General features: G+C 45.3%; 31 protein-coding genes. 21 read left to right on the top strand and 10 right to left on the bottom strand.

Going from position 1 to position 25,512, the window contains the following annotated elements; all coding sequences use genetic code 11:
* Positions 1 to 5 precede the first annotated feature (5 nt).
* From sctI to R7M92_RS15185, 10 genes are all read left to right on the top strand, one after another.
* Positions 6 to 350: a type III secretion system inner rod subunit SctI gene (gene sctI, locus R7M92_RS15230; RefSeq protein ID WP_005387149.1), complete on the top strand. Its 345-nt coding sequence runs from the start codon at positions 6 to 8 to the stop codon at positions 348 to 350.
* Entirely contained in the window at positions 350 to 1,096 is a 747-nt protein-coding gene (sctJ, locus tag R7M92_RS15225; protein WP_086012989.1) for a type III secretion system inner membrane ring lipoprotein SctJ, read from the top strand. Before sctI ends, sctJ begins: the two co-directional genes overlap by 1 nt.
* Positions 1,089 to 1,754: a SctK family type III secretion system sorting platform protein VscK gene (gene vscK / locus R7M92_RS15220; RefSeq protein WP_137282060.1), complete on the top strand. Its 666-nt coding sequence runs from the start codon at positions 1,089 to 1,091 to the stop codon at positions 1,752 to 1,754. The genes sctJ and vscK overlap by 8 nt, the downstream gene beginning before the upstream one ends.
* Entirely contained in the window at positions 1,733 to 2,371 is a 639-nt protein-coding gene (locus tag R7M92_RS15215; RefSeq protein WP_005387146.1) for an HrpE/YscL family type III secretion apparatus protein, read from the top strand. The genes vscK and R7M92_RS15215 overlap by 22 nt, the downstream gene beginning before the upstream one ends.
* 185 nt (positions 2,372 to 2,556) lie before the next feature.
* Positions 2,557 to 2,988, top strand: a complete 432-nt coding sequence (locus R7M92_RS15210) for a type III secretion system chaperone (RefSeq protein ID WP_042523798.1) — start codon at positions 2,557 to 2,559, stop codon at positions 2,986 to 2,988.
* A gap of 3 nt (positions 2,989 to 2,991) precedes the next feature.
* Positions 2,992 to 4,155, top strand: a complete 1,164-nt coding sequence (locus tag R7M92_RS15205; RefSeq protein ID WP_318133758.1) for a VopS family T3SS effector adenosine monophosphate-protein transferase — start codon at positions 2,992 to 2,994, stop codon at positions 4,153 to 4,155.
* Positions 4,156 to 4,410: 255 nt separating this feature from the next.
* A complete protein-coding gene (locus tag R7M92_RS15200; RefSeq protein ID WP_025768119.1) occupies positions 4,411 to 4,857 on the top strand; it encodes a type III secretion system chaperone in 447 nt (148 codons plus the stop codon).
* Positions 4,858 to 4,867: 10 nt separating this feature from the next.
* The gene (gene vopR / locus R7M92_RS15195) at positions 4,868 to 5,845 is read left to right on the top strand and encodes a type III secretion system effector VopR (protein WP_318133756.1); all 978 of its coding nucleotides are present in this window, start codon (positions 4,868 to 4,870) and stop codon (positions 5,843 to 5,845) included.
* Positions 5,846 to 6,075: 230 nt separating this feature from the next.
* Entirely contained in the window at positions 6,076 to 6,534 is a 459-nt protein-coding gene (locus R7M92_RS15190; RefSeq protein WP_005387141.1) for a CesT family type III secretion system chaperone, read from the top strand.
* Between the two features lie 9 nt (positions 6,535 to 6,543).
* The gene (locus R7M92_RS15185) at positions 6,544 to 8,022 is read left to right on the top strand and encodes a hypothetical protein (RefSeq protein WP_053304391.1); all 1,479 of its coding nucleotides are present in this window, start codon (positions 6,544 to 6,546) and stop codon (positions 8,020 to 8,022) included.
* An 89-nt stretch (positions 8,023 to 8,111) separates the two neighbouring features.
* Here the strand turns inward: R7M92_RS15185 and R7M92_RS15180 are convergent, their stop codons facing one another.
* The 10 genes from R7M92_RS15180 to vscN all read right to left on the bottom strand — a co-directional run bounded on the left by R7M92_RS15180 (position 8,112) and on the right by vscN (position 16,674).
* The gene (locus R7M92_RS15180; protein ID WP_411974283.1) at positions 8,112 to 9,014 is read right to left on the bottom strand and encodes a DMT family transporter; all 903 of its coding nucleotides are present in this window, start codon (positions 9,012 to 9,014) and stop codon (positions 8,112 to 8,114) included.
* Between the two features lie 106 nt (positions 9,015 to 9,120).
* A complete protein-coding gene (locus tag R7M92_RS15175; protein ID WP_054575033.1) occupies positions 9,121 to 9,831 on the bottom strand; it encodes a helix-turn-helix domain-containing protein in 711 nt (236 codons plus the stop codon).
* A gap of 102 nt (positions 9,832 to 9,933) precedes the next feature.
* On the bottom strand, positions 9,934 to 10,983 hold the full coding sequence (gene vscU, locus R7M92_RS15170; protein WP_005387129.1) for a SctU family type III secretion system export apparatus subunit VscU: 1,050 nt from the start codon (positions 10,981 to 10,983) through the stop codon (positions 9,934 to 9,936).
* 15 nt (positions 10,984 to 10,998) lie between these two features.
* On the bottom strand, positions 10,999 to 11,784 hold the full coding sequence (sctT, locus tag R7M92_RS15165) for a type III secretion system export apparatus subunit SctT (protein WP_318133751.1): 786 nt from the start codon (positions 11,782 to 11,784) through the stop codon (positions 10,999 to 11,001).
* Positions 11,781 to 12,047, bottom strand: a complete 267-nt coding sequence (gene vscS / locus R7M92_RS15160; protein ID WP_005377227.1) for a SctS family type III secretion system export apparatus subunit VscS — start codon at positions 12,045 to 12,047, stop codon at positions 11,781 to 11,783. The genes sctT and vscS overlap by 4 nt, the downstream gene beginning before the upstream one ends.
* A gap of 13 nt (positions 12,048 to 12,060) precedes the next feature.
* Positions 12,061 to 12,711: a SctR family type III secretion system export apparatus subunit VscR gene (gene vscR, locus R7M92_RS15155; protein ID WP_005377232.1), complete on the bottom strand. Its 651-nt coding sequence runs from the start codon at positions 12,709 to 12,711 to the stop codon at positions 12,061 to 12,063.
* Positions 12,708 to 13,676, bottom strand: coding sequence for a SctQ family type III secretion system cytoplasmic ring protein VscQ (gene vscQ / locus R7M92_RS15150; RefSeq protein ID WP_017634547.1), 969 nt, complete (start codon positions 13,674 to 13,676; stop codon positions 12,708 to 12,710). Before vscQ ends, vscR begins: the two co-directional genes overlap by 4 nt.
* The gene (locus R7M92_RS15145; protein WP_213874506.1) at positions 13,673 to 14,884 is read right to left on the bottom strand and encodes a type III secretion system needle length determinant; all 1,212 of its coding nucleotides are present in this window, start codon (positions 14,882 to 14,884) and stop codon (positions 13,673 to 13,675) included. The genes vscQ and R7M92_RS15145 overlap by 4 nt, the downstream gene beginning before the upstream one ends.
* Before the next feature lie 9 nt (positions 14,885 to 14,893).
* A complete protein-coding gene (locus R7M92_RS15140; RefSeq protein WP_005377236.1) occupies positions 14,894 to 15,355 on the bottom strand; it encodes a type III secretion protein in 462 nt (153 codons plus the stop codon).
* The gene (gene vscN / locus R7M92_RS15135) at positions 15,352 to 16,674 is read right to left on the bottom strand and encodes a SctN family type III secretion system ATPase VscN (protein WP_213894451.1); all 1,323 of its coding nucleotides are present in this window, start codon (positions 16,672 to 16,674) and stop codon (positions 15,352 to 15,354) included. Before vscN ends, R7M92_RS15140 begins: the two co-directional genes overlap by 4 nt.
* Positions 16,675 to 16,859: 185 nt before the next feature.
* Between vscN and sctW the strand changes: the two genes are divergently transcribed.
* From sctW to vopB, 11 genes are read left to right on the top strand one after another with little or no spacing between them, the layout of a single operon-like run.
* Complete coding sequence (gene sctW / locus R7M92_RS15130; protein WP_017821331.1) at positions 16,860 to 17,753, top strand: type III secretion system gatekeeper subunit SctW; 894 nt, start codon at positions 16,860 to 16,862, stop codon at positions 17,751 to 17,753.
* The gene (locus R7M92_RS15125) at positions 17,734 to 18,018 is read left to right on the top strand and encodes a TyeA family type III secretion system gatekeeper subunit (RefSeq protein WP_005377239.1); all 285 of its coding nucleotides are present in this window, start codon (positions 17,734 to 17,736) and stop codon (positions 18,016 to 18,018) included. The genes sctW and R7M92_RS15125 overlap by 20 nt, the downstream gene beginning before the upstream one ends.
* On the top strand, positions 18,005 to 18,379 hold the full coding sequence (gene sycN / locus R7M92_RS15120) for a type III secretion chaperone SycN (protein ID WP_017634544.1): 375 nt from the start codon (positions 18,005 to 18,007) through the stop codon (positions 18,377 to 18,379). Before R7M92_RS15125 ends, sycN begins: the two co-directional genes overlap by 14 nt.
* Entirely contained in the window at positions 18,376 to 18,753 is a 378-nt protein-coding gene (gene vscX / locus R7M92_RS15115) for a type III secretion system protein VscX (RefSeq protein ID WP_005377246.1), read from the top strand. The genes sycN and vscX overlap by 4 nt, the downstream gene beginning before the upstream one ends.
* 5 nt (positions 18,754 to 18,758) lie before the next feature.
* Complete coding sequence (gene vscY, locus R7M92_RS15110) at positions 18,759 to 19,100, top strand: type III secretion system chaperone VscY (RefSeq protein WP_213871875.1); 342 nt, start codon at positions 18,759 to 18,761, stop codon at positions 19,098 to 19,100.
* Positions 19,084 to 21,210 carry a SctV family type III secretion system export apparatus subunit VcrD gene (vcrD, locus tag R7M92_RS15105; RefSeq protein ID WP_086013006.1) on the top strand — a complete coding sequence of 709 codons (2,127 nt, stop codon included), beginning with the start codon at positions 19,084 to 19,086 and terminating at the stop codon, positions 21,208 to 21,210. Before vscY ends, vcrD begins: the two co-directional genes overlap by 17 nt.
* Positions 21,210 to 21,623: an LcrR family type III secretion system chaperone gene (locus R7M92_RS15100; protein ID WP_053304394.1), complete on the top strand. Its 414-nt coding sequence runs from the start codon at positions 21,210 to 21,212 to the stop codon at positions 21,621 to 21,623. The genes vcrD and R7M92_RS15100 overlap by 1 nt, the downstream gene beginning before the upstream one ends.
* Positions 21,624 to 21,683: 60 nt before the next feature.
* The gene (locus R7M92_RS15095) at positions 21,684 to 21,968 is read left to right on the top strand and encodes an LcrG family type III secretion system chaperone (RefSeq protein WP_005395092.1); all 285 of its coding nucleotides are present in this window, start codon (positions 21,684 to 21,686) and stop codon (positions 21,966 to 21,968) included.
* Positions 21,969 to 21,978: 10 nt separating this feature from the next.
* Entirely contained in the window at positions 21,979 to 23,802 is a 1,824-nt protein-coding gene (locus R7M92_RS15090) for a virulence-associated V antigen (RefSeq protein WP_318133748.1), read from the top strand.
* A gap of 12 nt (positions 23,803 to 23,814) precedes the next feature.
* On the top strand, positions 23,815 to 24,300 hold the full coding sequence (gene vcrH, locus R7M92_RS15085) for a SycD/LcrH family type III secretion system chaperone VcrH (protein ID WP_005377258.1): 486 nt from the start codon (positions 23,815 to 23,817) through the stop codon (positions 24,298 to 24,300).
* 7 nt (positions 24,301 to 24,307) lie between these two features.
* Positions 24,308 to 25,507, top strand: a complete 1,200-nt coding sequence (vopB, locus tag R7M92_RS15080; protein WP_005377260.1) for a type III secretion system translocon subunit VopB — start codon at positions 24,308 to 24,310, stop codon at positions 25,505 to 25,507.
* Positions 25,508 to 25,512 lie beyond the last annotated feature (5 nt).

Genomic DNA, 25,512 nt, shown 5'->3' with positions numbered 1-25,512 from the left:
TACATATGATAAACACGCAGTACACCGAGGTGATGCAAACCAACATTGATAAGTTACAGGATGCGCAAGTCGAAGACGGTTTAAGCGAACGTTTTGAGCAAGCCATGTCGGTTCCCGAGGCAAGTAATGGCCTGGAGGGAGGTTTGCTAGAAAACATCAGCGAGTTGAAAAACACTATCGATAACGCGAAAAGTAACCTGCAAGACAACATGAAGATGGTGGGTGATGATCCGGCGCAATTACTGCAAATGCAGTGGGCGCTGACACGCATTACTTTTCAAGAAGAGCTGATCGCGAAAACCGTGGGTAAAACCACACAAAACGTAGAAACCTTATTGAAGGCACAATAGTGATGATGAATAAAATGAGAGCAGTTTTCATCATGCTCACGTTGTTTCTGGTAGGTTGTCAGACCGAGTTATACACCAACGTTACTCAGAAAGAGGGTAATGAGATGTTGTCGATCTTACTATCCGAAGGTGTCGTTGCAACAAAAGAGCCTGACAAAGACAACACCGTCAAGTTAATGGTAGACAGTTCTCAAATCGCCTTCGCGGTAGACGCGCTAAAGCGAAAAGGTTATCCAAGAGAGCAGTTTTCCACACTGAAAGAAGTGTTTCCCAAAGACGATTTGATCTCGTCACCATTAGCAGAACGAGCACGTTTGGTATACGCGAAATCTCAGGAGCTCTCCTCAACCTTATCTCAGATTGATGGCGTGCTAGTGGCACGTGTTCATGTTGTTTTGGAAGATCAAGATCTGCGTCCAGGAGAGCGCCCAACTCCAGCTTCTGCCTCCGTATTTATTAAACACGCAGCAGATATTGCGCTTGATTCATATGTTCCGCAGATCAAATTATTAGTGAACAATAGCATTGAGGGGCTGAACTACGATCGAATCAGCGTAGTGATGGTACCCTCATCAGAGGTTCGAGTTGCTACTCAAAACAATCAATTTAAAAGCATTTTGTCGGTTCAGGTCACCAAAGAGACGGCGAATAATCTTATCGCCATTTTGGTGTTCTTGGTAGCGGCACTCATCGGCTCGAATATCGCTACTTTTACATGGTGTCGTAGGAACACGAAGCGTGGTTAAACCAGAAACACCACTCGCGCAGGTACAACACCAGTTTAACTATGCGCCTTGCCAGTACATCCATAGAAGTTGGATAGAGCAAAAGCAGCCTTGGTTACTAAATATCGAAGGCTGGAGAGATAACCCCATGTTTAACCAATGGTGCATAAATGAGTGGGCGTTATCTCCCGTTCCTGAGACGGCTTTTAACAAACCTTGCCATAGCTTGGCGTTGCTCCCAGCGGATGCGTTGAACCAACTCGTATTGATGGTGGGCGGAGCTTTACATTGTGTGGCAATGCGAGGCGTTGTTTTAAAACATCCTAAACAGGTTCTGAACAACGTATTTGGTTTGGAAGGCGCTCGGTTCCTAATTCAAAACGGGCCTATGCTGTTATCCAGCTGGCCGCAAGGCTGGCAGCGTTCGTTACCAGAACTACTGGATGAAAGGTCTGTTGAAGCAAGCATGAGGGCGCTGGGATATTTTTGGATGAGGTTTATTTTGATTAACTCACCGGAAGATGTTGTTCTTCGTTGGCAATTCAAATTAGAAAAGCAACTTAGCGAAAACGCGGAAACAGCTAACTGGTTGGAAGCGGATCAACGAGATCTGGCGTATCGACTCACAAAAAAAATCGCAAAACAGGTTATTCCTCAATGGTTTCATTTGTTGAAATAAAAACAGACAATTTGCAGCTGGCACCTGGCTTAAAGGTGCTGAAAGCGAAAGATTATGCCAGTTATCTGGATTCGCAACACTTAGTTGAAGCCGCGAACTCCAAAGCTGAAAGCATCATTGCTAATGCCCAGCAAGCCTACGAAACCGAAAAACAACGTGGTTATCAAGATGGCCTTGCACAAGCCAAGATTGAAAATGCGCAAACGATGGTTGAAACCTTAGCACGTTGTAATGACTACTATCAGCAAGTCGAAGAAAAAATGACAGGTGTGGTGTTAGAAGCAGTACGTAAGATCATCGATACCTTCGATGATGTCGATACCACGGTGAGTGTAGTTCGAGAAGCGTTGCAACTGGTGAGTAACCAAAAGCAGGTCATTTTACATGTCCACCCAGAGCAGGTTGTTGAGGTGAGAGAAAAGGTGGCTGGTGTATTAAGTGATTTCCCTGAAGTCGGTTACGTTGACGTGGTAGCAGATGCGCGCTTGAAAAATGGAGGCTGCATTTTGGAAACAGAAGTTGGGATCATCGACGCTAGTATTGATGGACAGCTGCATGCATTAAAGCAAGCCATGGTGAAGCAGCTCAGCGAGCGTAAAATTACGATTCATGAATGAACCTCAAAAACTCAGCACTTGCTGAGTTTTTTCATTTTAATGCCTTTAAACAAAAAAAATCCGACCATTTCTAAAATATTCACTGCCATAAATCCTTAAGAATACACCTAAGAAAGCTGCTTAGTTGATAAGTGTTGCAACTAAGCAGCGCATCTAAAACAACAAAAATAGGATTATTTAGTCGAATGGCTAATGGATTTATAACTTCTTTACTGACAGATTTTGCCAGCCGCTGCCAATTGGAGCCGTTGGTTTTTGATGAGGATGATTGTTGCCATCTACTCGTTGAGCAAAACACAGCAATCACAATTCGTGCACAAGAAGATCGTGTGACGCTTATCGGGCTGATTTCAGGCGATAAGCCGAGTGCTGATATTTTGCATCAACATATGAAAGATGCCTTAACGCAAGGTTCTCCAGCGGTATGCTGGGAGGAAGAGACCGGATACATCGGTTTCATACACCTGCCTCAGCAACTGCTAACTGCATCTTTTTTCGATGAGTCATTTGCGAATTTCATCGAGTGGTTAAAAAGTGCGAATACACAAGAAGTAACCAACAAAACAACCGAAGTACCGGAAACGAATACCACTCATTTTTCCACATTAAGGGTTTAAAACATGATCAGTTTTGGAAGTGTTAGCGCGTTACAGGCCGCCATGCCGCAAGCTCGTAACGAGATACTTAACGAAGGTAAGCTGAGTATTGGTGGCAAAGAATACCAAATCAACGCAGCGACCCAAGAATTTACTCGTACCAATCCTACGAATGGTGCGGTAGCGCGATTTTTTGAAGCGACAGGAAAACTGTTTCGCGAAGGTAGCCCACAATCGGTAGCGAAAGCCCTTACAAAAGCCGTGTTTGATAATGAGCAAGGACAAGCTCAGCGTTTACAAGCTGCTTCTTCTGTTGAGCATGGACAAATGTTCTTCAAAGATGGAAGCATAAAAACCGCATCAGATGTCTTAAATGCCTTTGCGAAGTTAGACAGTAAATCAGTTCAGTCGAACTCTGCTGAGCTAAACCAGTTAGCAGAGCGAGCGATGACAGAGGCAATGTTAGAAACCGATTCTGGTAAAAACCTCACATCACTGATTGGCGAAAGTGCAGCGAAGTCGCTTGCTGGACGTGTAGTAAAAGACTACGGCGGTGGTGTATCTGCAGCGCAGAAAAACCCGGCAGGTAGCATTAATCAAATGCAAGCGGTGTTTGATATGGAGGTGATGCATCTTAAATCGGCGCAACGTCATATCGAAGGTCTAGCAAGCACCGATCTAAGCCAAGGTGTATACGCTGAAGGACTGGCAGAGGATGCGTTTAACAAAAGTGGCGTAACCAATAATGTTGAAAGAGCTGCGGCGTGGATCATTAATGCTTCTAACTCTAAAGGAAACAATGCCGAAAATATTACGTCTTTACTTAAAGAGTACGCGTCTAATGGTAAAGATTTATTGAATATGGAAAACCTAAAAGAGCTACACGCTCGATTGGTGCCTAATGTTGAGCGTGATTACCGAGGGCCAAATATTTCGGGTGGCACTTTGCCTTCAAGTATTGGCGGTGAGGGCATGTTAAAGCAGCACATTGAAGGCTTTTTGAAAGAGAACCCTGTAGAAGATAAAGACTTAGGTAAGCATTTGTTCGCCGGAGTTATCGGGTACCATGGCTTTACCGATGGAAATGGTCGCATGGGTCGCATGCTATACGCGATAGCAGAACTTCGTAACGACTCGTTCAATCCTTTAGCTATGGATGCAGAAAATAGCCTTCACGGTATTAAGTGATTTTTTACTTCTATTTAATTTTTGGAGCGGCGATTGCCGCTCTTTTATTTTCCAGCTTAACCTTAATTTTTCTTCTCAATAAAACGGCTAATAGCAATAAAAATGAGACGTTGAAATAAAGTGTCGGTTTCTATCTCGCCATAAAATCTCTTTTATCCTTATTCGCTTATTTAAATGAGCCGTTATACCCAAGTGGCTTCGCTGCAATAAATATATCGATGTCACTTAGTTATAATAAATTAGACAGGACACAACATGGATACGGGAAAGATTAATATGCTTCTCTCTGAGCTAGGAGAAGTGCTGAACCTTGAGCGCGTGACAGCGTATGACGATCAAATGTGGTCACTGCATTTTGCTGAAAACAACAGTGTCGATGTTCTGCTCGTAGAGGAAAAAGGCGAGTTATTGATTTCCAAAAACCTGCTTATAGAACAAGATGATATTACGCTAGATAAACTTCAAGTTTTACTTGAATACAACTTTTTGTATCGAGAAACAGGTGGTGTGCAGTTTTGTGTGAATCCAACACGCAAAGACGTTGTTCTTCAAGTTGCTATCGCGACTGGAAGTGAACTCACCAACATTGCTAACTTAATCATTCAGTTGAACGAATTAGTTGATACTTGGGGACAGTTATTTCAAAACAACACGGTTGTAGATTTTAGCCAAACAGACGTACACGCATTTATTCAAGTTTAAGGCATCACACATGGTCAATATTAATACATCGAAAATGCACTCGTTGAGTCAGTTAACGTCACATTTGGCGACACAAAATCAAGCTGACGACAAAGAGGTTCGAGCACACAACGGTAAAGATATTTTTGTTAAAGAGGGCGCACCAAAAAATAAAAGTATCAGCGCGCGTATTAGCCACCAGAATAAAGCGAAAGATATTGTAGTGAACCTGCTTACTAAGCAAGGTATTCCTAAAGATGTTGCGAAGCTCATGCTGAAAAATCTGTTGAACGGTGAAAACAAGTTAACGCTTGGGAGCCTGAAAAATCTTGAGAGATTGTCGTCTGGTCCTAGCTCAAATTGGCCCACTGCACAAACGGCAGCCTCTTCTTCCAAAACCAATAAAGCCTCATCGAGTGTCGCGCTTATCAACGAACATAAAGCCAACCTTCAAAAGCTTGGTGATTTTGCCTGTACGGACTTAAATACGTTCGGTGTTAAGGGGTCACAGTTTTATGAAACAAAAGGAAAGCCACGACTAAAAGAGCTTCACGCGGATCAAGCGCGAATCATGCAAGATCACAGAGCGACGATGTCCGCAAACGGAGTTCAAGCTGCAGCACAAAGAGGAACCGCACCGCAATTAAGCACTCTACAGAACATTGCTAAGGCAGTACAAACCGCGAAAGCCGGCTGCTGTACTACATTTGCCTTTGCTGCCGCCGCTGAGATGATTAAAGGCATGTCAGGAACACCTGAAAGTGAACCCAAAGTAGAAGTGGTTGCGTTTAAAAAGGGTCATTCAGGTACACACCTTTATGTACTGGTTGGTCGACAAGAGGGGAGCGACATAAAAGATCCATCAACGTGGAGTAAGGATGTGAAAATTGTTGACCCGTGGGCGACATCTGCATTCGGTGCACCAATGTTTGGAGATGCACAACGACCACCTGTTTCGAATATGTTCCCGCCAACAGAAGTCATTTTTGATAGCCATAAACTGGGTTAGTCACTCTGCAAAAGAAGTGAGCAAATACACCATGCTAAGCACCTAACCTTTATTGAAAGAGCAGCCCTGAGCTGCTCTTTTTTATTACTCTGGAAACTCGTTTTTAGAGCGAGATTTCTGCGGAAAACCTCACAATGCAGGCGAAAAAGTGACAAAAATAAAGCCATTACCGACATCGTTCAATCTGCAATCGTTGTTCAATAGAGTTATTGAAACAAAAGGAAAAAGTTATGAACACGATTCAACAACTGCTCTTGGAGTTTTGCCAACTCAATGAGTTGCCCGAACTGAATTTTGAAGAAAATGAACGTTGTCAGCTACTGGTCGATGATCGCTACATGTTGTATTTCATCGCGACAGATACGGATGATTTGATGTTGTCTGTAACGTTCGGAGGGTTAGAAAAATCCGGTGAACAACGACTAAAAGGTTTAGAGCTTCTTGCTCATGCTAACTATCAAGGAATTGGTAGTGGCAGCCTCGCACTTGCTTTGGCTCCAAACGGTCGACAGCTTGTCTTAGCAGGACGTAAACCCGTTGAGCATCTAAATACGACGAACCTTACCGCTTGGTTTCACGAAGTTATTGAACAGGCCGAGCTGTGGCAAGCGCGTTTCGCAATGTTGGATCAAGCGATTCCAACCACCTCTAATCATGAACAAGCTCATGTTCAATCACTTCGTGTGTAGGAGAGAAAAATGGTTAATACAACACAAAAAATCAGCCAAAGCCCAGTACCTGATCTAGAACAGTTTCGTGCAGTTGCTGCGCAAAAAGATGACCGAGTGATCAGTAAAAGAGGTGAAGTAAAAGAACCTTCCACATTCCACAAAGGTCATAAGTTTGCTTCTATTCACGAAGGCGTATTGAGAAGCAAATACACTAAGTTTTTCCAAGAAAACATCAAAACTCACCTTGATTTAAAGCAGGCGCTACTTAAGCAAGAAAAACCTGAGGTTGCGCTGTTGGCTTACTCCCTAGTGAGTCCTTCAGGCTATCGCGGTGAGCCACTTACTGAGCGTAAAATCTTAGAAGTTGTCAGCCTATTGGATGAAATAAAAGTGAGCAGCGATACGTACCAGCAGCTTAAAAATACGTTTGATGCGATCAGCAAAGATCCGCGTATGCAGGTGAGTTTAGAAGCCCAGTATCCGGGAAAAATGGATGGCTTCGCTGCTGAACTGTTACAGATGGGCAAAGAAAAGCTAAAAGGTTCTGGTGTGAACGCCGTTATTAACTTGGCATTACCTGGCGTTGGCTTATTGATTTCTACAGGTCGAGAGCTGCACAAAGCGGCCGTAAATGGTGATGCTGAGGCTTACCATCATCAGTTAGAACAAATTTCACAGCTGCCAGGGCGAGATCAACGTCTTTCTATGCCGATGCAGCAAACCTTGGCTCAAGGTCATGCGATACTGTCGGCTGAAGGTGGCATTGGAGCTACGTTAGGTATGGCGACGGGGAGCCTGGGCACGTTCGGTGTTAGCTCTGTAGCAACGGTGGGCGTCACACCGATAGCAAAAGAGGCAATCGGTTCTGCGGCAACGACTGCTATCATGAGCGGCGGTGGCTTTGTGGCGAACCAAGCTGGGGCATACGGGTTAAATACGGAAGTAAAAGAGCAACTTATGCAAGGCGAAATGTCTGGTGTTTTACCTAGACTTGAAGTTTCCAATGCAAAAGGAGACTTTACCTTCAGTATGCAAGATCCGGCTTCTGTCCGCGCATTAATGGCGTACCTTGGCCCTAAGGAGGATACTGCAATGACTTCTCCTCAAGCGCCTAAAGAAGCACAAGAGATGGAAGCCGCTCGATTAACACTGAAAAAGATGTTGGGTTCAGAGCCAAGTGAGCACTTGGTTCCTGACGTAGACTCTATCTTGAAGCTAAGCCCAGAGGATGCACCAAGTAAAACCGAGTCTATTGCTAACGGGGCGTTTAAAAAACTGTTAGGAGAAGATTGGGATTGGCTCATGCCAGCTGTTCGAGCGATTGACAAAGGGGAAGCAAGTAAAATAAACGAAAAGCTCACCTACAAGCTCCCCCTAGATGCAGCAAACGGACGAGTTTATCTTGATAAATGCCCAAACCTGAGTGACGTCCAGTTAGATGCGCTAGAAAAATTAGGCTCACCAAGTCAATTGCGATTGATGTACTTGGCAGAAGGCTGGGTGTAATTTCAAATGGTAAAGTAGGGAGTAGGTGCCGCTCCTTACTTTATCTACCGTCAGCGTTCCTTTTTGGGGCTGGCTCATCGCCATTGAATTTAACTTTTCGACTGAAGAAACAAACACACAAGTGTCAACGCTATACCAACCCAACCAATGAAAGAAATTTCTTCCCCAACAATCGCAACTGCTAGTGCTGCTGCGATAACAGGTTCAAATAGCGTGAGTATGCTAGCTCCACTGGCTGTAACAAACCGTAGCCCAAACCCAAAAGCGACGTAACCTAACCCCATTGGAATCAAGGCCATGTAGAGCATGACCATCGTATTAGTTGATGATGCAAATAGATTATCGCCCGTGATGAAAAGTGTTGGTAGAAGCAAAACTCCACCAATACCAAAAACACTTCCCATGGCCGTTTGCGATTCAATGCCGTGGTCAATCATAGCCTTTACTCCCCATGAGTAAATGGCGTACGTCAGACCTGCCAATAGGCCAAGTAATACACCCCAATGCTTCATATCCTGATCAAATAAGCTATTTGCGGATGACTCAGAAGCCAGCAACAAGGTAATGCCAATGACCCCGATTGCGAAACTCATCATCCAGCGCTTGGTTATGGTCTGATTTCGGCTAAAGAGACACTCTAACAAAGCAGAAAAGAAAGGTGCAGTGGAGATAGAAACAACCGTACCAATAGCCACACCGGCGAATCGCATTGATGAATAAAAAGCCAGTGGGTAGGTGGCTAAGGCGATAATACTAACCAGTAACGTTTTCTTCTTATGTACGACTTTTCGAAAATCTCTCTTCAGTGACTTCGCAGACAGACATGCTTGCATAAATCCACCAATACCCATAGAAAATGCGCCAATGGCGAGAGCACTGACATCCGGTGCCAAGCTGGCAGCGGTGCCCGTCGTTCCCCACAGGGTTGAAGCAAAAAGTATGGATAAAGTTCCTAATTGATAGTCGGTGAAATGTTTTTTTAACACTGTAATTTCTACCTAGTGAATGGCTGTTTTAGGGTAGAAAGAATAAAAGAAAGCGATAGAGATTTTTGTGCTGAAAAGACGGAATACTTGTTCCAGAAGACTATTTTAGTGACTATCGGGAAAACTCTCTAGGAGACATACCAAAATGCATTGAAAACCGTCGACTAAACGCGGAAAGGTCACTATAGCCAACTCGTTCAGCTATCAACTGAACTGGAAGGTCTGTATGAGTCAGTAGTGCTTTGGCTTTTTCCATACGTTGTAGTGTAATGTACTTATGGACGCTCACTTTTAGCTGCTCTTTAAAAAGCTTTTTAAACTGCGTCGGACTCAAGCAAGCGGCATTCGCTAATGAGGCAATGGTGAGTGGCTGATCAAGCTGCTCGGCGATCACAACCTGTACATCTCGAATACGCGAATCCACGGAGCGAGACCGCTTTTGCTGCTCCAGCAACAGATAGAAGGTTGCAACCATTGAGTTTTCAATTTCATCATTAACCTGATACTCAAGTTGCTTTTCGACAAACTGGATAAAGCTCAGTAGAGGCGGGCTAATCGAAAACACAGCCACACTACTATCCATCAAATGAGTGGGCAAAGTGGTCATATCCGCAACAATAAAGCGTGATGACTCTTCGGCATTAAAACCGTGAGCACAACTTTTGGGGATGACTATGCAGTCGCCAACCGCCACCTTTCCGACATAACTATCCATATCAATCTGTATGTTGCCCTGGAGAGGAAGCACGAGTTGATGATAATCACTATGAGTATGTCGGCTCATACGTTTCGTGTAGGAGCGAATGCTTAAGCTAGATTTCATAAAAACAACATACAGTTAAAGGATGCCGCATTATAGCGTTGAAAGTATCGAGGTTGAAAGCTGGGCAGTTGTAAGCCCAGATCTTGAATGGGATGTGGTTTGTCAGTCCGCCTCGGACTCTAACGAGGCCAACCAACGAAGCACTTCCGCAGTTGCTTCAATAAGATCGCTTGGGATGTACTGGTCGACGTTGCCGTCGGCGTATAGTGCACGAGCAAGAGGGACTTTTTGCATCACAGGAACGCCTTCTTCTTTAGCGATTGCGACCATACGTTTGGCTACCGCATCGGTTTCCATCAAAGTGATGACGGGCAGGGGCGTTTCGCCTTTCTTGTAATAAAGGCCAACCGCGATATGTGTTGGGTTTGTAACTAATACATTAGAACGTTTAACGTTTTCGCGTTGATTGGAGGCTTGTAGCTCTTGGTGCAACTGACGACGTTTGCTTTTTATTTCTGGACTGCCTTCCATCTCTTTGTATTCGCGCTTCACTTCGTCCTTGCTCATTTTGAGCTTTTTCGTGTGATCAAACTTCTGGTACGCAAAATCTGCTGCAGCGATGACGATGAAGCCTACCGAAGAGATAATCATTAATTGTTTAATCATGACGCCAGTAATGGTCGGGACACATTCTAGCCCACAAGTTGGAATTTGCATTAAAGCGTTGATGTTACCGCGTAATGTCACCCAGATAATGCAGGAAAGAAGAGAGACTTTAAGGATCGACTTGATAAACTCAATCACACTCTTGAGGGAAAAAATGCGTTTGGCCCCTTCGACGGGATTGATCTTTTTGATGTCGGGTTTAACGGATTCACCACTAAATAGGAAGCCGAACTGCCCCATATTGGAAAAGATGGCGACGAGTGCAGCAACCAGAATAATCGGAGCGAGTAGATAGGCAATTTCTTTTGCGATGGCAATAGCGACATCGACTAGCGCATCTTGGAAGCCCTGATAAGCAAGCTTACTTGGTAGTAGAATAAGCGCTGAGATGTGCGACATGTAATAATCGGCGAACGCAAACAGTACAATTATGAGCGCCAAAATTAATGCAGACGATACGATTTCTTGGCTTTTGGCAACCTGACCTTTCTGTCGAGCATCGCGTAACTTTTTTGCGGTGGGTTGCTCTGTTTTTTCTGCACTCATAAAGAATCCTAAGCGTTATTGCCAAATGGTATTGAGTTGTTCTGCGAATCGGGTAATGCCGTAAAACTGTACTTCAAAGTGATCCATCATTATTCCGAGATACACGATCAGTAAAACACTCGCGATGGCACTTTTTATTGGCATGGCAAGGAAAAAAACATTCAATTGCGGTGCAAAACGACTGATAAGCGCCAGACCAAATTCAGCAAGAAACATTGCCAACACTAGTGGAGCGGACATCAACACACCAAGCCACATAAGCTGTTCAAATTGCGCGTAGAAGAAGCTCACCCATGCGTCGCTAACGGTTGGGAAAAAGTCCAAGATCGGCCAAGATGTATAGCTTTTGAATAACGCATAGATAAAAGTGACAAAGCCCCCGCCAGAGAAGAACAGGGTAATCAACGTTTGGGTCAGCAATACCGCTGTTGGTGTGGATTGTGAGCCTAGCGTTGGATTAAACATACTTGCCATGGCAGCACCACGTTGGTTGTCGACCAGAAAACCGGCCGCTTCTATCGCCCAAAAGGGGATAGCAGCAACAAACCCGATCAATAGCCCAATTAATACCTCCTTACCCAAAATCACTATCAGCCAAATGCCGTCGGTTTCTGCGGGCAAGCTTTGCTGATTAATCATCGGAAATATAAACAGCGCGAGTGAGCAAAGCACACCATTTCTCACCATGGTGCCGCCTAGCATTTGCTTGCTCAAAATAGGCAAAAAGATGAAGCATGCCATTAACCGAGGTAACGTCAGGCTGTACAAAAATAAAGCCTGGTGTAAGTCGTGATAACTCATCGTATTTGAGGAATTTTATCCATGGCAAGCGAGGCGAAGGCGTGGAGCTCTGCCCCTAGCCATTGCGTTGTGACGAACAGCGTAATAATGACCGCGATAAGCTTGACCACAAAGCCTAACGTTTGTTCTTGGACCTGAGTTAACGCCTGAATAAGCGACACCAATGTACCAACCAATGCTGCGACTAAAATCGGCGGTAATGACAAGTACAACACTAGGGTTAATGCTTGAGTCGTGAAATGAATGATTTCAGCAGAATGCATACTTTCTCCGTGATTAACCGTAACTCAACACTAAGCCGTGGGTGAGCTTTGTCCAGCCATCAAGCAAGACAAAAAGCAACAATTTGAAGGGGAGGGAAATCGTCATTGGCGATACCATCATCATCCCCATCGCGAGTAGGATATTCGACACAATTAGGTCAATAGCGATGAACGGTAAGTACAACAGAAAGCCAATTTCAAAAGCGCGAGTAAGCTCGCTGACGGTAAATGCGGGCAGTAAGAGCAATAAGCTGTCCGACTCTAAACGGTCTACGTACTTCTGTGGCCACAATGTGCGTGCGGCATCAGTGAAGAATATGGCTTCGGTTTCCCGAATATGCTTTTTCAAAAATTCTCGATAAGGCTGTAAACCGCTTTCAATGAGGCCTTCTACACTTGCAGAATCTTCAAGGGAGATATCATGCTGCTTTACGTAGTCGTAGGTTTCAAACCCGACGGGAGCCATGATGAAAATTGACAAAATAATAGCCAATCCGTAAAGCGCCATATTCGGCGGAATTTGCTGTACACCGAGAGCGTTACGCAACAGTGAGAATACAACGGCGAGTTTCACAAACGACGTCGCCATCATGGCGATAAATGGGATCAGTGCCAGCAGTGCTAAGCTGACAATGAGATTGAGCTCGTCGGGTAACTGGATCATGCTGGCTCCTGCGTGCCACCGAACAGCTCCAGTACGCGCACGCCTAAATGTTCGTTAACATTAACCAGTTCACACTCACCAATGATTTTGCCGTTGGCACGCAATGTTACCGGCTTAGATACAGGCTGGTTTAGCTCGAATACGTACCCTGGCTGAAGCTGGTTAAGCTGCTCTAGCGTGATGGTTTGATGGCCGATATCAAACGTGAGTTCCACAGGCAGTTGCTGGTGGTCGGTTAACATTTCTGAAGTGTTTACGTCATTCATATTGGTTTCTTTTTCCATAATGTGAAGAGTTTGGTCATCCAGTTGGCAGCGCCAGAGATTCTGGTTAGATACTTGAAAAATGGCTTGTTGCTTGGCGATGTAACCATCGTCAAAAAAGATGACATCTCCCAGCTCGAGCGAATTAAATTCGCTTAACGTCAAATGGGTCCTTCCAAGACTTAACCACACAGGTAAAGCGAGGTGTCGAGCTTGTAGAGCAGCGCTGTTTGGTAGCGCATCCAACAACACGTCTGATCCTTCGCTAACCCACAAACAAAGAGAGCCGTTAGGCTTATTGAGGGTTAACATTAAAGTATGCTCTTGGGCCTGGCTCGCCTCTAACGGCTGTAGTTGACTAAGAATGGGTAACTGACCAAATAGCGCTTTGATTGCCTCACTATGCGGTTCTATCTGTGAGCTCAAAAGTGCTAACTGGAGGGAGTTAGGCAGGGACTCAAACGCAGTAGCATTTAAGGTCGATTTCAGCCAATGTTGGAGCTGCGCACGAGAAAAGTCTACTTGTAGGGTTTGCCCTCCAATCAACGTGGTTAAACGGAACCCTTCAAATGAAGGGATTTGAGCAACAGTAATCGATACGCTCTGACCATCAGTCCCTTGGAAGTGGCACTGTTTTGCACAAAGTTGATTGCTGAGCGCGATACTTTCTGCATCCACTTTGGGGATTATTAACGGCGTCATAGGTCATTCTCCGCTTGCCATTCTTCATACACGCTGCGTTGTTGGCGTGAGTGTTGTTGTTCATGTTGTTGTTGATCGAGCTGTTGAGTTTGTTCGCTGATCGCTAAGCGAAGTGGCTGCTCACCGCCGAATCGGTTTAGCCGTTCAGCAAGATCTTGTCTAGCTTGCTGGCTAATAATGGAAAGGGCATGCTCTTGTCGAATCGTCACGCTATACCCTTGAGCGTCCAACTTTATGTGGATTTCACCACCTTTTAATTGCCCTTCACTTAGAAACAGCCGAACCTCTTTGTTGTCCGATGCGGTTGGCAGAGCAACATAGATTTTGTCCACCAATTGCTGGAGTAATTGGTTTACGTCTCGCGTTGGGCTTGGTTGAGCCTGCGAAGCAACACTTTTTAGGATGACATCGCCTTGTGTTACCGCACTTGCAAAGGGTTGAGAAGGCACTTTTTCTTCATCCGTTTTAACGGCGACTAGTGCGCTTTTCGTCACGATTTTTTCAAGAGGCTTGGTTTCAGGCAGGCCACCAGTTTGGTCTGGTCGTTTGCCTGTATTCTGTAGCGACGGAGTTGCACGCTTATTGTGCGTTTTTTCAGTTTGCTTTTTCGTTAAGCCAACAATGTTAATCCCATATTGAGCGAGCTCTGTCTCTGTCGCACTTTGGGGAAGCAAGCCAGATTCAAGCGTAGAGAGACAATCCGGCGAGGTATGTTTATCCATCGGCGTCGGTTTATCATCTTTCAAATGAGCTTGAGCTTGAAAGTGAGGATCAACACGCTCGGTAGAAGGGGAGCTTAGAACTGTGTCGCCATCGCTTTTTCCATCATTTTTAAGCAATTTATTGTTTTCGCTAATTATTTCTTCGCTATTTGCTGCGTCGTCTTGCGGTTTCTCTATATCTCTCTTAGTGACGACGTCACTTTTACCTTTTAAAGTGGAGGTGTTTTTGTCAGCGTTGGCTTCTTGGTTCGATGAGTTAGGTTTCTTATCTAGACCTTGAGATGTCTTATGCCTTAGCGGTATGTCTTCTTCGCCAGTATGATTTTTTTGGGGATTCGCAACGATAGACTCCTTTCCCTTGCTAGGCTTCTTCGTCATTGCATGCTCGAATTGTGATTGAAGCTCGGCCTCCTTCTCGAGAGGCACTTGTTCCGGCGTTGATTTGTGCAGCGTATTCGATGTTTCAGTTGTTGGGGTAATGCGCATAGTGAACCTTTAGATAATGTCGACAGTGCGAAACTCTTCCTGTTCGAGTTCTTCTTGGTATTGCCTTTCTCGCGATTTTTCCGCGACTTCTTGTTGCTGCAACTGAACGAATTTTTCTTTGGTTTTATGGGCTTGTCGCGCCTCTTTTTGCTTTTCTTTAAGTGCCGAGCGTTCGATTTCAAGCGCTTTTTTTGACTCGGCCACACGTTGTTTAAGTTCGGCTTCTCTCTCTCTTAACAACGCGATTTCTTGTCTTAATGTTTCCAGCTCTTTAAGAACGAGCGTTTGTTGTTTTGCTTTAGCAAAACGTCGCTCTTCTTCTTCCTGGCGCCAAACGTGATAGTCCGCGACAGAACGTTCGGCCTTTTGAACCTGTGCTGCGGCGTTTGACACTCGGTATTCTTGACGCTTGACGGCTTTATCCGCACGGTCAGCGCGAATTTTTTTGATTTCTAATAAGCGTTCTATCATTGTTTCGCCATCCCTTTAAGTTGAGCGATAGCGCCATCAAGATCGCTTGGTTCATGCGTGCCTTGGCGTAAAAAGGCGTTTATATCATCACTTTGTGCAATGGCCATATCCGCTCGGCTATCTGCGCCATGTTGGTATTCGCCAATTTTGATTAGCAGTTCAACTTCTTCATACTTAGCTAACATTTCGCGAATATGAGCAGCAGACGCCTGATGATCGGATTCAACGATTTGATTCATCACTCGGCTTGCTGACCGAAGTACATCAATCGCAGGGTAATGGTTCATTGCCGCAAGTTTACGCGAGAGAATGATGTGCCCGTCTAGAATTGAGCGAGTTTCATCCGCGACAGGCTCTGTCATGTCGTCACCTTCCACCAACACGGTGTACAGTGCTGTAATTGATCCTTTGTCTGATTGTCCAGCTCGTTCCATCAGCTTTGGCAAAGCGGCAAAAACGGAAGGCGGATAGCCACGTCGTGTTGGTGGCTCGCCTGCGGCTAGTCCAATCTCCCTCTGTGCGCGGGCGAAACGCGTTACAGAATCCATCAGCAGTAGCACGCGTTTACCTTGGTCACGAAAATATTCTGCGATAGAAGTGGCAACAAAAGCGGCTTTGGCGCGCTCCATTGCTGGGCGATCAGAGGTAGCGACCACTAAAACCGATTTGGCCATTCCTTCTTCGCCTAGGTCATGCTCAATAAACTCGCGTACTTCGCGTCCGCGTTCACCAATTAAGGCGAGAACGGTCACGTCAACTTCTGCGGAGCGAATCAGTTTTGCCAGTAGGGTACTTTTACCCCCGCCAGCTGCTGCAAAAATACCCATGCGCTGACCTTCACCACAGGTCAGTAGCCCATCAATGGATCGAACGCCAAGAGAGATTGGCTTTTCAATCAGTTTACGTTGCATTGGTGGTGGCGCATCGCGATAAACAGGATACCAAGCGCTTGGTTCCTGACTTTGCGTACCATCGAAAGGACGTCCAAGCCCGTCAAGCGTTGTACCTAACAGGTGGTCGCCAACACCCACTTCGTGCATTTTACCCATTGGGCTTACTTCTGTATTTGAGGAAATCCCAAACATATTTCCTAACGGGGTGAGCAGAGCGTGATGCTGCTGGAAGCCAACCACTTCCGCTAACAAAGACAGAGTTTGATCGGGATTACGCAACTCACACAGTTCACCTACACGAACGCCAGGGACGACAGCTTTGATAATGGTGCCGGTGACTTGTGTCACGCGCCCGCGAATTTGGATCAAACGCGTGTGTTTAATCGCAGATTGTTGGATATCAGTGATGTATGAGAAATCGTTCAAGGTAAAAATATGCGCAATGATTGATGCTGAGAGGATAGAAAGTATAAGAATCAATTTATAGTGAATATCAGTCGGGAGTTTTTAGAAAACTGAAAGCGCACTAAAAAAACACGTCTGATTTTGACAGCTTCAACAAAGCGCACTTCCTATAATTCGCCTGTATTGTGCGGAAGGAGTGCAAGTGAATGAGTATTATCAACAATCATATCGCAACAAATCCAAAGTTTGATGCGTCTATCCAAAACGGGTTGGAATCGTCTCGTCCCGACGTTTCACAAAAAGGCAATTATCGCGGTGAAACCGTCCGTGTTCACAATGCCACACAATCACTTTTTGATGCGATGGAAGAACTCACTTCACTCGGTTCCGAAAAAGCAGAGAAAGATCTGACCAAGCGCAAAGTGAAAGACAGTGGTGTTCGAGTTAATGAAGCGCACGAACTCGTTTCGGACTATCTGCGAAAAGTCCCTGATCTTGAAAAGAACCAAAAGATCAAAGATTTGGCTACAAAAATGGCGGGAGGGAATATCTCGACCATCGCTCAATTACAAGCCTACTTGAATGGGTTTTCCGAGGAGAAAAGCCATCAATACCTCGCCCTAAAAGCCGTTAAAAAGTTTTTGAGTGCGAGTCCAGAAAGTAAACACCTACTAGCGCTGATTGACCAAGCACTTCTAAGAATCGAGCAAAACCCAGATACATGGTCTCAAATTGATACGGAAATCCGTGTCTCAAATTTTGCTGATGAATACAGCCAAGAGCAAGAGTTTAGCTCTTTGCATCAGCTGCGCGGCTTCTACCGCGATACCGTTCATAGTTATCAAGGGCTCGGCGCGGCTTATCAAGATGTAGTGGCGCGCTTTGGTGAGCAGGAGGTATCGACCGCTGTTGACTTTATGCTGCAAGGCATGAGTGCAGATCTTAGTGTTCAAGGTAGCAGTATCGATTCGGTTAAGTTGCAGTGGTTGATGTCCGATATGCAAAAACTCAAAACTCTAAATACGTTGCAAGATCGTGTGAGTCAGCTGTTCCAAATGTTTAAACCGGAAAGGACGAATTATGGCTTATCAAGTTTCTAATTTGATGGCTGATGTGATTGCGTTGGTAGAGCAGCGATGGGTAAGCAGTGATGAGATATGGAAAGTCGCCAACGCAATGGAATTGACGGCGGTAGAACAAAAAATCGATTTTTTTCGAGAGTTCCATAAGTTAGTTCGCGCAATCCCAATTGACGTATTCGCCGATGAAGAACAACGACAGAATTTAATCCAAGCGGTACAAAAGGCGCTAGACGAAGCCATTGATATAGAAGAAGAGGAAGCGTGGGAAGATGAGTTGGATTGATGCATCCGTCGATGAATTTTGCCGAGGAATGGGGCTCGATGCCGTCGATTTCTCATCAGCTGGACGGGTGCAGCTGGATTTTGAGCAAAGTGGTACGCTGCATATTGAGCGACAGGGTGAGCAGTTATTCTTGATGTTGTCTCGAGCGTTATCTTGGCATCAAATCAGTGACATGATTCAAAGTGCACTGTGTTTGTGTCATGCCGATCAAGGCTGGCCTTTCGAAATTAAAACCGGCTTGTTAGATGAGCAAACTCTGGTTTTTTCAGCAAGGCTAAAAGGAGAAGAAGTAACACTTCCGACCTTAGAGCAAGCGTTTACGCTTTTGGCTCGTCTACATAACGATGTGGCAGGCTCATGACTCGAGTCAGCACTTTAAACGTAGGCATCGAAGCCTTCACGCATGTTACTCATAGTGAGGTTAAGGCCGATTTCCCTGAACGGTTTCAATTACTTCCGGATGGGCAGGCGGTCGCTACACATTTAGAGAAGCTCTATGACCTCCGGCCTTCAGACCAATATCTCATCGCGTTAACTAAGCCCAAGCTGCTGCACTCAGAGTTGTTGCGTCCAGAAAAATACCGTCAACAATTTGATGAAACGTTAGCTCAGCTGCAAGTTCTTGCACAGGATTCAGGCTCCGCTTCTTTTATCAAAGCATCCGAAACGCTACAAAGTACGCAACTAGATCAGCGTTACCTCACTATGGCGCTCAATCTCCTTATTCAGGTCTAACCAACATGTTGAGATCCAAAGACATTGAACTCTTACTTGTTCACGCTGCGCTACAAGTTCAATACCAAAAGCCAGAGCATGCCATTTCTATTCTCGATGCGGTTCTAGAAATAGAGCCGCAGCACAAAGAGGCGATGCAAACACTTGCTGTGGCGTGTTTACAAAGTGGTCGATATCCCCGGGCGATTGAGGTGTGTGAGCACTTATTAAAATCTGACCTTCATCCTGACTCGGCAGGACTCTGGTTTTGTTTAAGCCAAGCGCGTTGGAAACAAAATGACGTCGATGGTGCCCGTCAAGCGCACCGACGCTATCTGCAATCTTTAAATAGTGAATCACATGAATAAGTTGATCGATATTCTAAACAAAGTAGGGCAACGCAAAGACATCATGCTTGCGGTGATGTTACTCGCGATCGTCTTTATGATGATATTGCCACTTCCTACCGCACTGGTGGATGTGCTGATTGGCACCAACATGAGCATTGCGGTGGTGCTGCTTATGTTAGCGATTTACATCACCACGCCACTTGAGTTCTCTGCATTTCCTGCGGTGCTATTGATCACGACATTGTTTCGTCTGTCTTTATCTATCACGACAACCCGCTTGATCTTGCTACAAGGCGATGCTGGTCAAATCGTTTATACATTCGGTAACTTCGTTGTGGGCGGTAACTTAGTGGTCGGTATCGTTGTGTTTCTGATCATTACCATTGTTCAGTTTATGGTGATCACTAAAGGCTCAGAAAGGGTAGCAGAAGTTAGTGCGCGATTCTCACTCGATGCGATGCCTGGTAAGCAGATGAGTATTGACGGTGACATGCGTGCCGGAGTAATTGACGTACACGAAGCTAGGCACCGACGATCACTGATTGAAAAAGAAAGCCAAATGTATGGCTCGATGGATGGCGCGATGAAGTTCGTTAAAGGCGACTCCATTGCGGGTCTGGTCATCATTGTGGTCAACATCTTAGGTGGCGTCACGATCGGGGTAACGCAAAAAGGCATGAGTGCTTCTGAAGCACTTGAATTGTTTGCGATTTTGACCGTTGGTGATGGTTTGGTATCGCAGATCCCGGCACTCTTTATCGCGATTACCGCCGGTATTATCGTGACGCGTGTTTCTCATGAAGACTCTTCTGATCTTGGATCGGATATTGGTGGGCAGGTGATTGCTCAGCCACGAGCACTTCTTATTGGTGGTGTGCTTTTGGTGCTGTTCGCACTCATCCCTGGGTTTCCAAAAATCACTTTTCTGGTCTTGGCCGCCGTGGTTGGTGGTGGTGGTTTCTTCCTTTTCTATCAACAGAAAAAACAAGCGGAATCAGATAGCACCGACTTATCAAGCTTTGTTTCGCAAGGGGCCGGTTCGCCAGCAGCGAAGCCAAGCAAACCTACGCCTTCTAGAAACAGTAAAGGTAAGTTAGGTGAGCAAGAAGAGTTCGCCATGACGGTCCCGCTGTTGATTGATCTTGACGCGAGCCTTCAGGAAAGCTTGGAAGCGGTCGCATTAAATGAAGAGCTAGCAAGGGTGAGGCGCGCACTATATCTCGACCTCGGCGTGCCTTTCCCGGGTATCCACCTGCGTTTTAACGAGGGGATGCAAAATGGCGAATATTTAATTCAGTTACAAGAAGTTCCGGTTGCACGAGGACGAATTGTAAAAGACCAACTCTTGGTGACAGAAGGGAATGAGCAGATCGACTTATTAGGCGTGCCTTATGAGCAAGATGAAGATTTTCTACCCGGTATTTCTAGCATTTGGGTGGCACAGAGTTATGAGCAAAAACTCGTAGCCAGTCATGTCGGTTTTCTCACACCCGACAGGATTTTAACGTACCACTTGTCTCATGTTCTCAAGGAGTACGCACAAGACTTTATTGGTATTCAGGAGACGCGTTATCTGTTGGAGCAGATGGAAGGCAGTTATTCGGAGCTAGTCAAAGAGGCCCAGCGTATTGTTCCGTTGCAAAAAATGACGGAAATCTTGCAACGCTTGGTTTCTGAAGACATTTCTATCCGAAACCTTCGCGTGATCTTGGAAGCGATGGTTGAGTGGGGCCAAAAAGAGAAAGATGTTGTACAGCTGACGGAGTACATTCGTTCCAGCTTAAAACGTTACATTTGCTACAAATACGCGAGCGGACAAAACATGTTGCCCGCTTACTTATTGGATCAAAATCTCGAAGACACAATACGCAGCGGTATTCGTCAAACCTCAGCAGGGAGTTACTTGGCGTTAGACCCGTCAGTAACGCAACAATTTGTCAGTGATGTGAAACAGACCATTGGTGACTTAAGCCGCATGCCGAACAAACCTGTGTTAGTTGTGTCTATGGATGTACGCCGATATGTGCGAAAGCTTATTGAATCGGAATACTACGATCTGCCCGTTTTGTCATTTCAAGAACTAACCCAGCAAATCAATATTCAGCCACTTGGAAGGGTGGGGATGTAATGAAAACAAAACTAATACTCTCGCTGGCGCAAGCGGGGATCGAAGTGACGCCATACTTTTGGCAACAAAGTGAAATTCAACTTGGTTATCGAATTGAAGTTGAAGGCTTAGAGCTCGTTTTTCGGGTGGAGGACGGTGAAATCATCATCGTTCTTCTGAAACGCGTTCGTCCAAAATTGGGGTTGAGTAACCCCTTTGCCGGCTTATTTCTCTTGGCTGAACATGCCATTCAACTTTATCCCTCCGATTGGGTCATTCGCGGCAACGTCGATGTGTTACGTGGTAGCAACATGAGCAGCCAGCGATTAGCACAGTTCTATCTAAAAGCATGCGGTGCAAGCCATGATGAGCTAGACGACTGGTACTGTTTGCGCCTAGCAGATTATAGACCTTTGAAAAAGTTGAAAAAGTAAAAACTCACGACTGTTACTGACAGCACCGATGAGATGACCCGCTTTAAGATAGGAATCAAGATGAAGCAACCGTTTACCGATGCGATTGAGAACGCTGAGCTTGCCATTAGAAAAGCTGAAGACAGAACCGATATTTTTAACGAGCTATTGGAAGGTTTAGGTGTTGGTCCTGTCGCGGGGGATGTTTTACTTGGCGGCATAAAAGCGCCAGTAGATACCATGAAACGTGCAGAGCAAGAGCTAATAGACGAAGTCCAGCGCCGTCGGCAACAACAAAATCAGCTACAAGGTACGTCAGGTAAACGCAGAAAGCGTCCCACAGTGATGCGCGGCATGATGATTTAGAGGTTTGGAAATGACGAATATGAAAACGACTGGCTCTACGACAGGAGCAACAGACACAGCTGCGAGTAGTGCACCATTACCCACTTTCCAACAAAACTTGATAGAGGCATTTACCCCTGTACTGGGTGAAGCAGAGACTCAGCAACTTGCCTCTCTAATCTCTTCATTGCCAACTATCTCGGGACAAACGGAATCACAAAGCATTGCGCTTTATGTTGATACACTTGAAAACCTAAAAGCGAAAAATAACGCGTTTGCTGGCATATCGTTGAACGACACCGCATCTGTCTGGATAAAGTCGCTACAAAGTTCTAACTCAGATGGCGAATTAACCACAGCTGAGTTTAATGCTCAAACAAACCAAACGCTATCAAATCAGTTTCAGGCTTGGTTTAGTAAGTTACTGACGGAAAACGTAGATAGCTCGTTGTCTACTGAGTTTGTTAGTCAATTTAATCTGGGCACTCAGAGTAACCAAGCGGAGCAGATCGCCAACCTCTCCGAGACAGGTCTGGCTAATGCCACCAAAGAAATTTCTCTTTTTGTTGCAGAGCTTGCTAATCAAATGGGCTCCCGTGAAGTGAGAGATGCTTCTATTTCTTTTCTTCGCAATGCCTTTAGTAGCTTAGGTTCCGTTAATCTCGCGCAACTGAAGAGCTCGGATTTTCTGTTGACTAAAGAGAGTTTCGCTCTTCAAGTCTCAGCTCAATTAAAAAGTAGTTTTCAAGGCATCGGTATTACTTTAAGCACCGATGACGCAAGTGCGCTACCTAGCAGAATTACCTGGACTCCTGGTATTTCTAAACAGCAGCTTAAAGAAGCGTTAGATGAAATGGCCGCTCAAGTGAAAGGCCAATATAGCGCAGCTTATGGTGAGGCGAGTGGAACGAACAATCTAAAAGCAGCACTTAACACTGTTATTGGTGGAACTGAGCCTTTGACTCTTTCTAGTCTGTTCGCCAACTTCGCGGTGAGTTTAACAAATATAGAAATCGACGACTTTTTCCAGGACAGCGCGATAGCCGATGTCCAAAAGACACAGATAACGGCAGCTCAAGTTAATTTGATCAAAGAAAACACCGAACGAGATATCCGATTACAGTTTGAAAAAATAGTAAAAGGTGAATCTACCGGGGCTTCATTTACTGAGCGATACGAGGCATTGCGCAAGAACTTAGGGGCATTGAAAGAGCGTCTACTCAATATCACCGATAAAGAGAAAGCGGATCGCGAGGTGAGAGCAGAGCACTCTCTAACGGCTCGTGATTTGTTGGCCGTTGTTGAGTCCAGCATTGGAGACCGTTTTGATGAGCAAGTGCTGCTTGCACTAAATGAGCGTCGTGTTAACCGTTTAGAGAAACGTAATGACCAGAAAGAGGCATTAGAGGATCTCACAATACAGCTTAAAGTTTTTGGTGTTGTGCAATCAAAAATTCACTCTACGCAAAGTGTTGATGGGGTTTATAAACCGGGATATCCAGAAAGTAACTTCAAAGCGAGTGACTTTAACTACAGCAATCAAACGGATTTTGAAGCTTCACCTGAGTACAAGTATTTGACGGATAATAAGATAACAAACCATCGAGACTTCCTTCAAACACAAGGTATTACTATCGGTGATGGTGCGTCGTACCAAGACGAAGAGAAGTCGAAAAAACTGTCTAATTTTTCTAGTTCTGTCAGTGCTAAATCCAAGTTGCTTAACGATGAAGTGCAAATCAAAACCACTGAGCTGAACGACACCAGTTCTCAATACAACTCGACCGTTGAAGCGATGAACAAGTTTGTTCAGAAGTACCACAGTATTTTACAAGAAATCCTACGAGCCATTTAAGGATAACCAACCATGACTAAAACAAACGCGACCGATCCATCCCAAATGCAAGCAGAAGAGCTGCTGTCTTTTCTGGAAGAGGGAGGCACGCTAAAAATGTTGCACGATGTGTCTCAGGACACCATCGAACACATTTATGCCGTAGGTTACAACTTTTTCCAATCGGGAAAGATTGAGCAAGCAGCGAAAGTATTTCAATTACTCAGCATGCTTGATCATTATCAGGCGCGATTTTTCATTGGCCTTGGCGCGGCTCGTCAGGAGTTGGGTGAGTATCTGCAGGCAATAGACGCCTACAGCTACGCAGCGCTAGTGGACGTAAATGATCCACGCCCACCTTTTCACTCTGCTGAATGTCACCTGAAACTGGAACAACTGACAGAAGCAGAGAGTGGGTTTTATAGCGCGAAGGAGATGTCTGCCGGAAAATCACAATATGCAGATTTGCATGAGCGTGCAGGCATCATGTTAGAAGCGGTGAGAAATAAAAAGGAGTAATTAGACTATGAGTTCTATTGCACTTGACCGCATCCAGACACAGGTTTATAGCCCTGAATCTGGCCAAGCCACGTTAGATAACGTGCAGAAAACGGCGTCTACAGCGACGCCTTCTGTGACGGTAGAAAACGTGAAGAGTAAAGATGCAGATGTACTGAACACCGGAAAAGTAAAAGTTCAGTTAGATGCACCTAACGCAGCTGTTAGTGACAAAGTGAATGATTTGACGCTAAAAGCCATGGCACAGCTGCAAAAGATCGTCGATACCATTGCAAAATCTCTCCATGCAGTTGCAGACCAAACAGGTTCGATTGCCGTCAAAATCATCGCAGGATCTGCTGATGATTTTGAAGTAGAGCTTGCTGCTATCACGGATAAACTGAAAAGTGCTCAAAACGAGCTGAAAATTCAGGAAGTGAAGGTCGCAAAAGCTAAGCACGAAAAAGAGATGGTGGAAAACCAAGACAAAATCAAAGAATCGGAAGCCGCTGCAAAAGAAGCCCAAAAATCAGGCTTAGCAGCGAAGATCTTTGGTTGGATCAGTGCGGTGGTTTCTATTGTTGTTGGTGCCGTAATGGTGGCAACGGGTGTTGGTGCAGCAGCCGGTGCACTTATGATCGCTGGTGGCGTCATGGGAGCAGTGAGCATGGCGTTGCAAGAGCCAGCCGTTCAAGATGCGCTAAAAGAAGCGGGCGTAAATGTCGATGTGTTAAACAAAGTCGTAATGGCATTAGAAATCGCCGTCGCGGTTATCGGAGCTGTTGTGACGTTTGGTGGTGCAGCAGCTGGTGGTATCGCGAAACTTGCAGCGAAAGGTGCTGGTAAGGTAGCTCAAAAGGTCACGGAAATCGCTACGAAAGCCGCTGCAAACATGGCGAAAGTGGCGGATATGGGCACAAAAGCTGCGACAACAACAGCGAAAGCGATTCGTTATGGCGCAGAAACCGTTGATCTCGCCGTCAACGTGGGTAAAGGCGCAACGGACAGTGTCCACGCTGCTAACAATGCTCACGTGACAGAGATTCAGGCTGATATCACAGACCTTCGAGCCAAAATGACGTTAAGCCAGGCTGTCATTGATAAGCTCAAAGAAGAGATTGGTAAGTTGATGGAAGACTTCCAAGAGCTGATGAGCCTCATCATGCAAATGATTCAAGCGAAAAGTGAAACTATGCAAACGGTGTTAAGCCGTCCTGCAACGGTATAAGGAGT

Source organism: Vibrio sp. Vb2880, from assembly GCF_033337975.1.
Classification (GTDB): Bacteria; Pseudomonadota; Gammaproteobacteria; order Enterobacterales; family Vibrionaceae; genus Vibrio; species Vibrio alginolyticus.
Note: the sequence above shows the minus strand (reverse complement) of the source record. Positions and strands in the feature narration are given on the sequence as shown.

What these genes read in the sequence shown, in the direction of transcription:
- sctI (WP_005387149.1), top strand. Translation starts at nt 6, where the DNA reads ATGATAAACACGCAGTACACCGAGGTGATGCAAACCAACATTGATAAG.
- R7M92_RS15215 (WP_005387146.1), top strand. Translation starts at nt 1,733, where the DNA reads ATGGTTTCATTTGTTGAAATAAAAACAGACAATTTGCAGCTGGCACCT.
- R7M92_RS15210 (WP_042523798.1), top strand. Translation starts at nt 2,557, where the DNA reads ATGGCTAATGGATTTATAACTTCTTTACTGACAGATTTTGCCAGCCGC.
- R7M92_RS15205 (WP_318133758.1), top strand. Translation starts at nt 2,992, where the DNA reads ATGATCAGTTTTGGAAGTGTTAGCGCGTTACAGGCCGCCATGCCGCAA.
- R7M92_RS15200 (WP_025768119.1), top strand. Translation starts at nt 4,411, where the DNA reads ATGGATACGGGAAAGATTAATATGCTTCTCTCTGAGCTAGGAGAAGTG.
- vopR (WP_318133756.1), top strand. Translation starts at nt 4,868, where the DNA reads ATGGTCAATATTAATACATCGAAAATGCACTCGTTGAGTCAGTTAACG.
- R7M92_RS15190 (WP_005387141.1), top strand. Translation starts at nt 6,076, where the DNA reads ATGAACACGATTCAACAACTGCTCTTGGAGTTTTGCCAACTCAATGAG.
- R7M92_RS15185 (WP_053304391.1), top strand. Translation starts at nt 6,544, where the DNA reads ATGGTTAATACAACACAAAAAATCAGCCAAAGCCCAGTACCTGATCTA.
- R7M92_RS15175 (WP_054575033.1), bottom strand. Translation starts at nt 9,831, where the DNA reads ATGAAATCTAGCTTAAGCATTCGCTCCTACACGAAACGTATGAGCCGA.
- vscU (WP_005387129.1), bottom strand. Translation starts at nt 10,983, where the DNA reads ATGAGTGCAGAAAAAACAGAGCAACCCACCGCAAAAAAGTTACGCGAT.
- sctT (WP_318133751.1), bottom strand. Translation starts at nt 11,784, where the DNA reads ATGAGTTATCACGACTTACACCAGGCTTTATTTTTGTACAGCCTGACG.
- vscS (WP_005377227.1), bottom strand. Translation starts at nt 12,047, where the DNA reads ATGCATTCTGCTGAAATCATTCATTTCACGACTCAAGCATTAACCCTA.
- vscR (WP_005377232.1), bottom strand. Translation starts at nt 12,711, where the DNA reads ATGATCCAGTTACCCGACGAGCTCAATCTCATTGTCAGCTTAGCACTG.
- vscQ (WP_017634547.1), bottom strand. Translation starts at nt 13,676, where the DNA reads ATGACGCCGTTAATAATCCCCAAAGTGGATGCAGAAAGTATCGCGCTC.
- R7M92_RS15145 (WP_213874506.1), bottom strand. Translation starts at nt 14,884, where the DNA reads ATGCGCATTACCCCAACAACTGAAACATCGAATACGCTGCACAAATCA.
- R7M92_RS15140 (WP_005377236.1), bottom strand. Translation starts at nt 15,355, where the DNA reads ATGATAGAACGCTTATTAGAAATCAAAAAAATTCGCGCTGACCGTGCG.
- sctW (WP_017821331.1), top strand. Translation starts at nt 16,860, where the DNA reads ATGAGTATTATCAACAATCATATCGCAACAAATCCAAAGTTTGATGCG.
- R7M92_RS15125 (WP_005377239.1), top strand. Translation starts at nt 17,734, where the DNA reads ATGGCTTATCAAGTTTCTAATTTGATGGCTGATGTGATTGCGTTGGTA.
- sycN (WP_017634544.1), top strand. Translation starts at nt 18,005, where the DNA reads ATGAGTTGGATTGATGCATCCGTCGATGAATTTTGCCGAGGAATGGGG.
- vscX (WP_005377246.1), top strand. Translation starts at nt 18,376, where the DNA reads ATGACTCGAGTCAGCACTTTAAACGTAGGCATCGAAGCCTTCACGCAT.
- vscY (WP_213871875.1), top strand. Translation starts at nt 18,759, where the DNA reads ATGTTGAGATCCAAAGACATTGAACTCTTACTTGTTCACGCTGCGCTA.
- R7M92_RS15100 (WP_053304394.1), top strand. Translation starts at nt 21,210, where the DNA reads ATGAAAACAAAACTAATACTCTCGCTGGCGCAAGCGGGGATCGAAGTG.
- R7M92_RS15095 (WP_005395092.1), top strand. Translation starts at nt 21,684, where the DNA reads ATGAAGCAACCGTTTACCGATGCGATTGAGAACGCTGAGCTTGCCATT.
- R7M92_RS15090 (WP_318133748.1), top strand. Translation starts at nt 21,979, where the DNA reads ATGACGAATATGAAAACGACTGGCTCTACGACAGGAGCAACAGACACA.
- vcrH (WP_005377258.1), top strand. Translation starts at nt 23,815, where the DNA reads ATGACTAAAACAAACGCGACCGATCCATCCCAAATGCAAGCAGAAGAG.
- vopB (WP_005377260.1), top strand. Translation starts at nt 24,308, where the DNA reads ATGAGTTCTATTGCACTTGACCGCATCCAGACACAGGTTTATAGCCCT.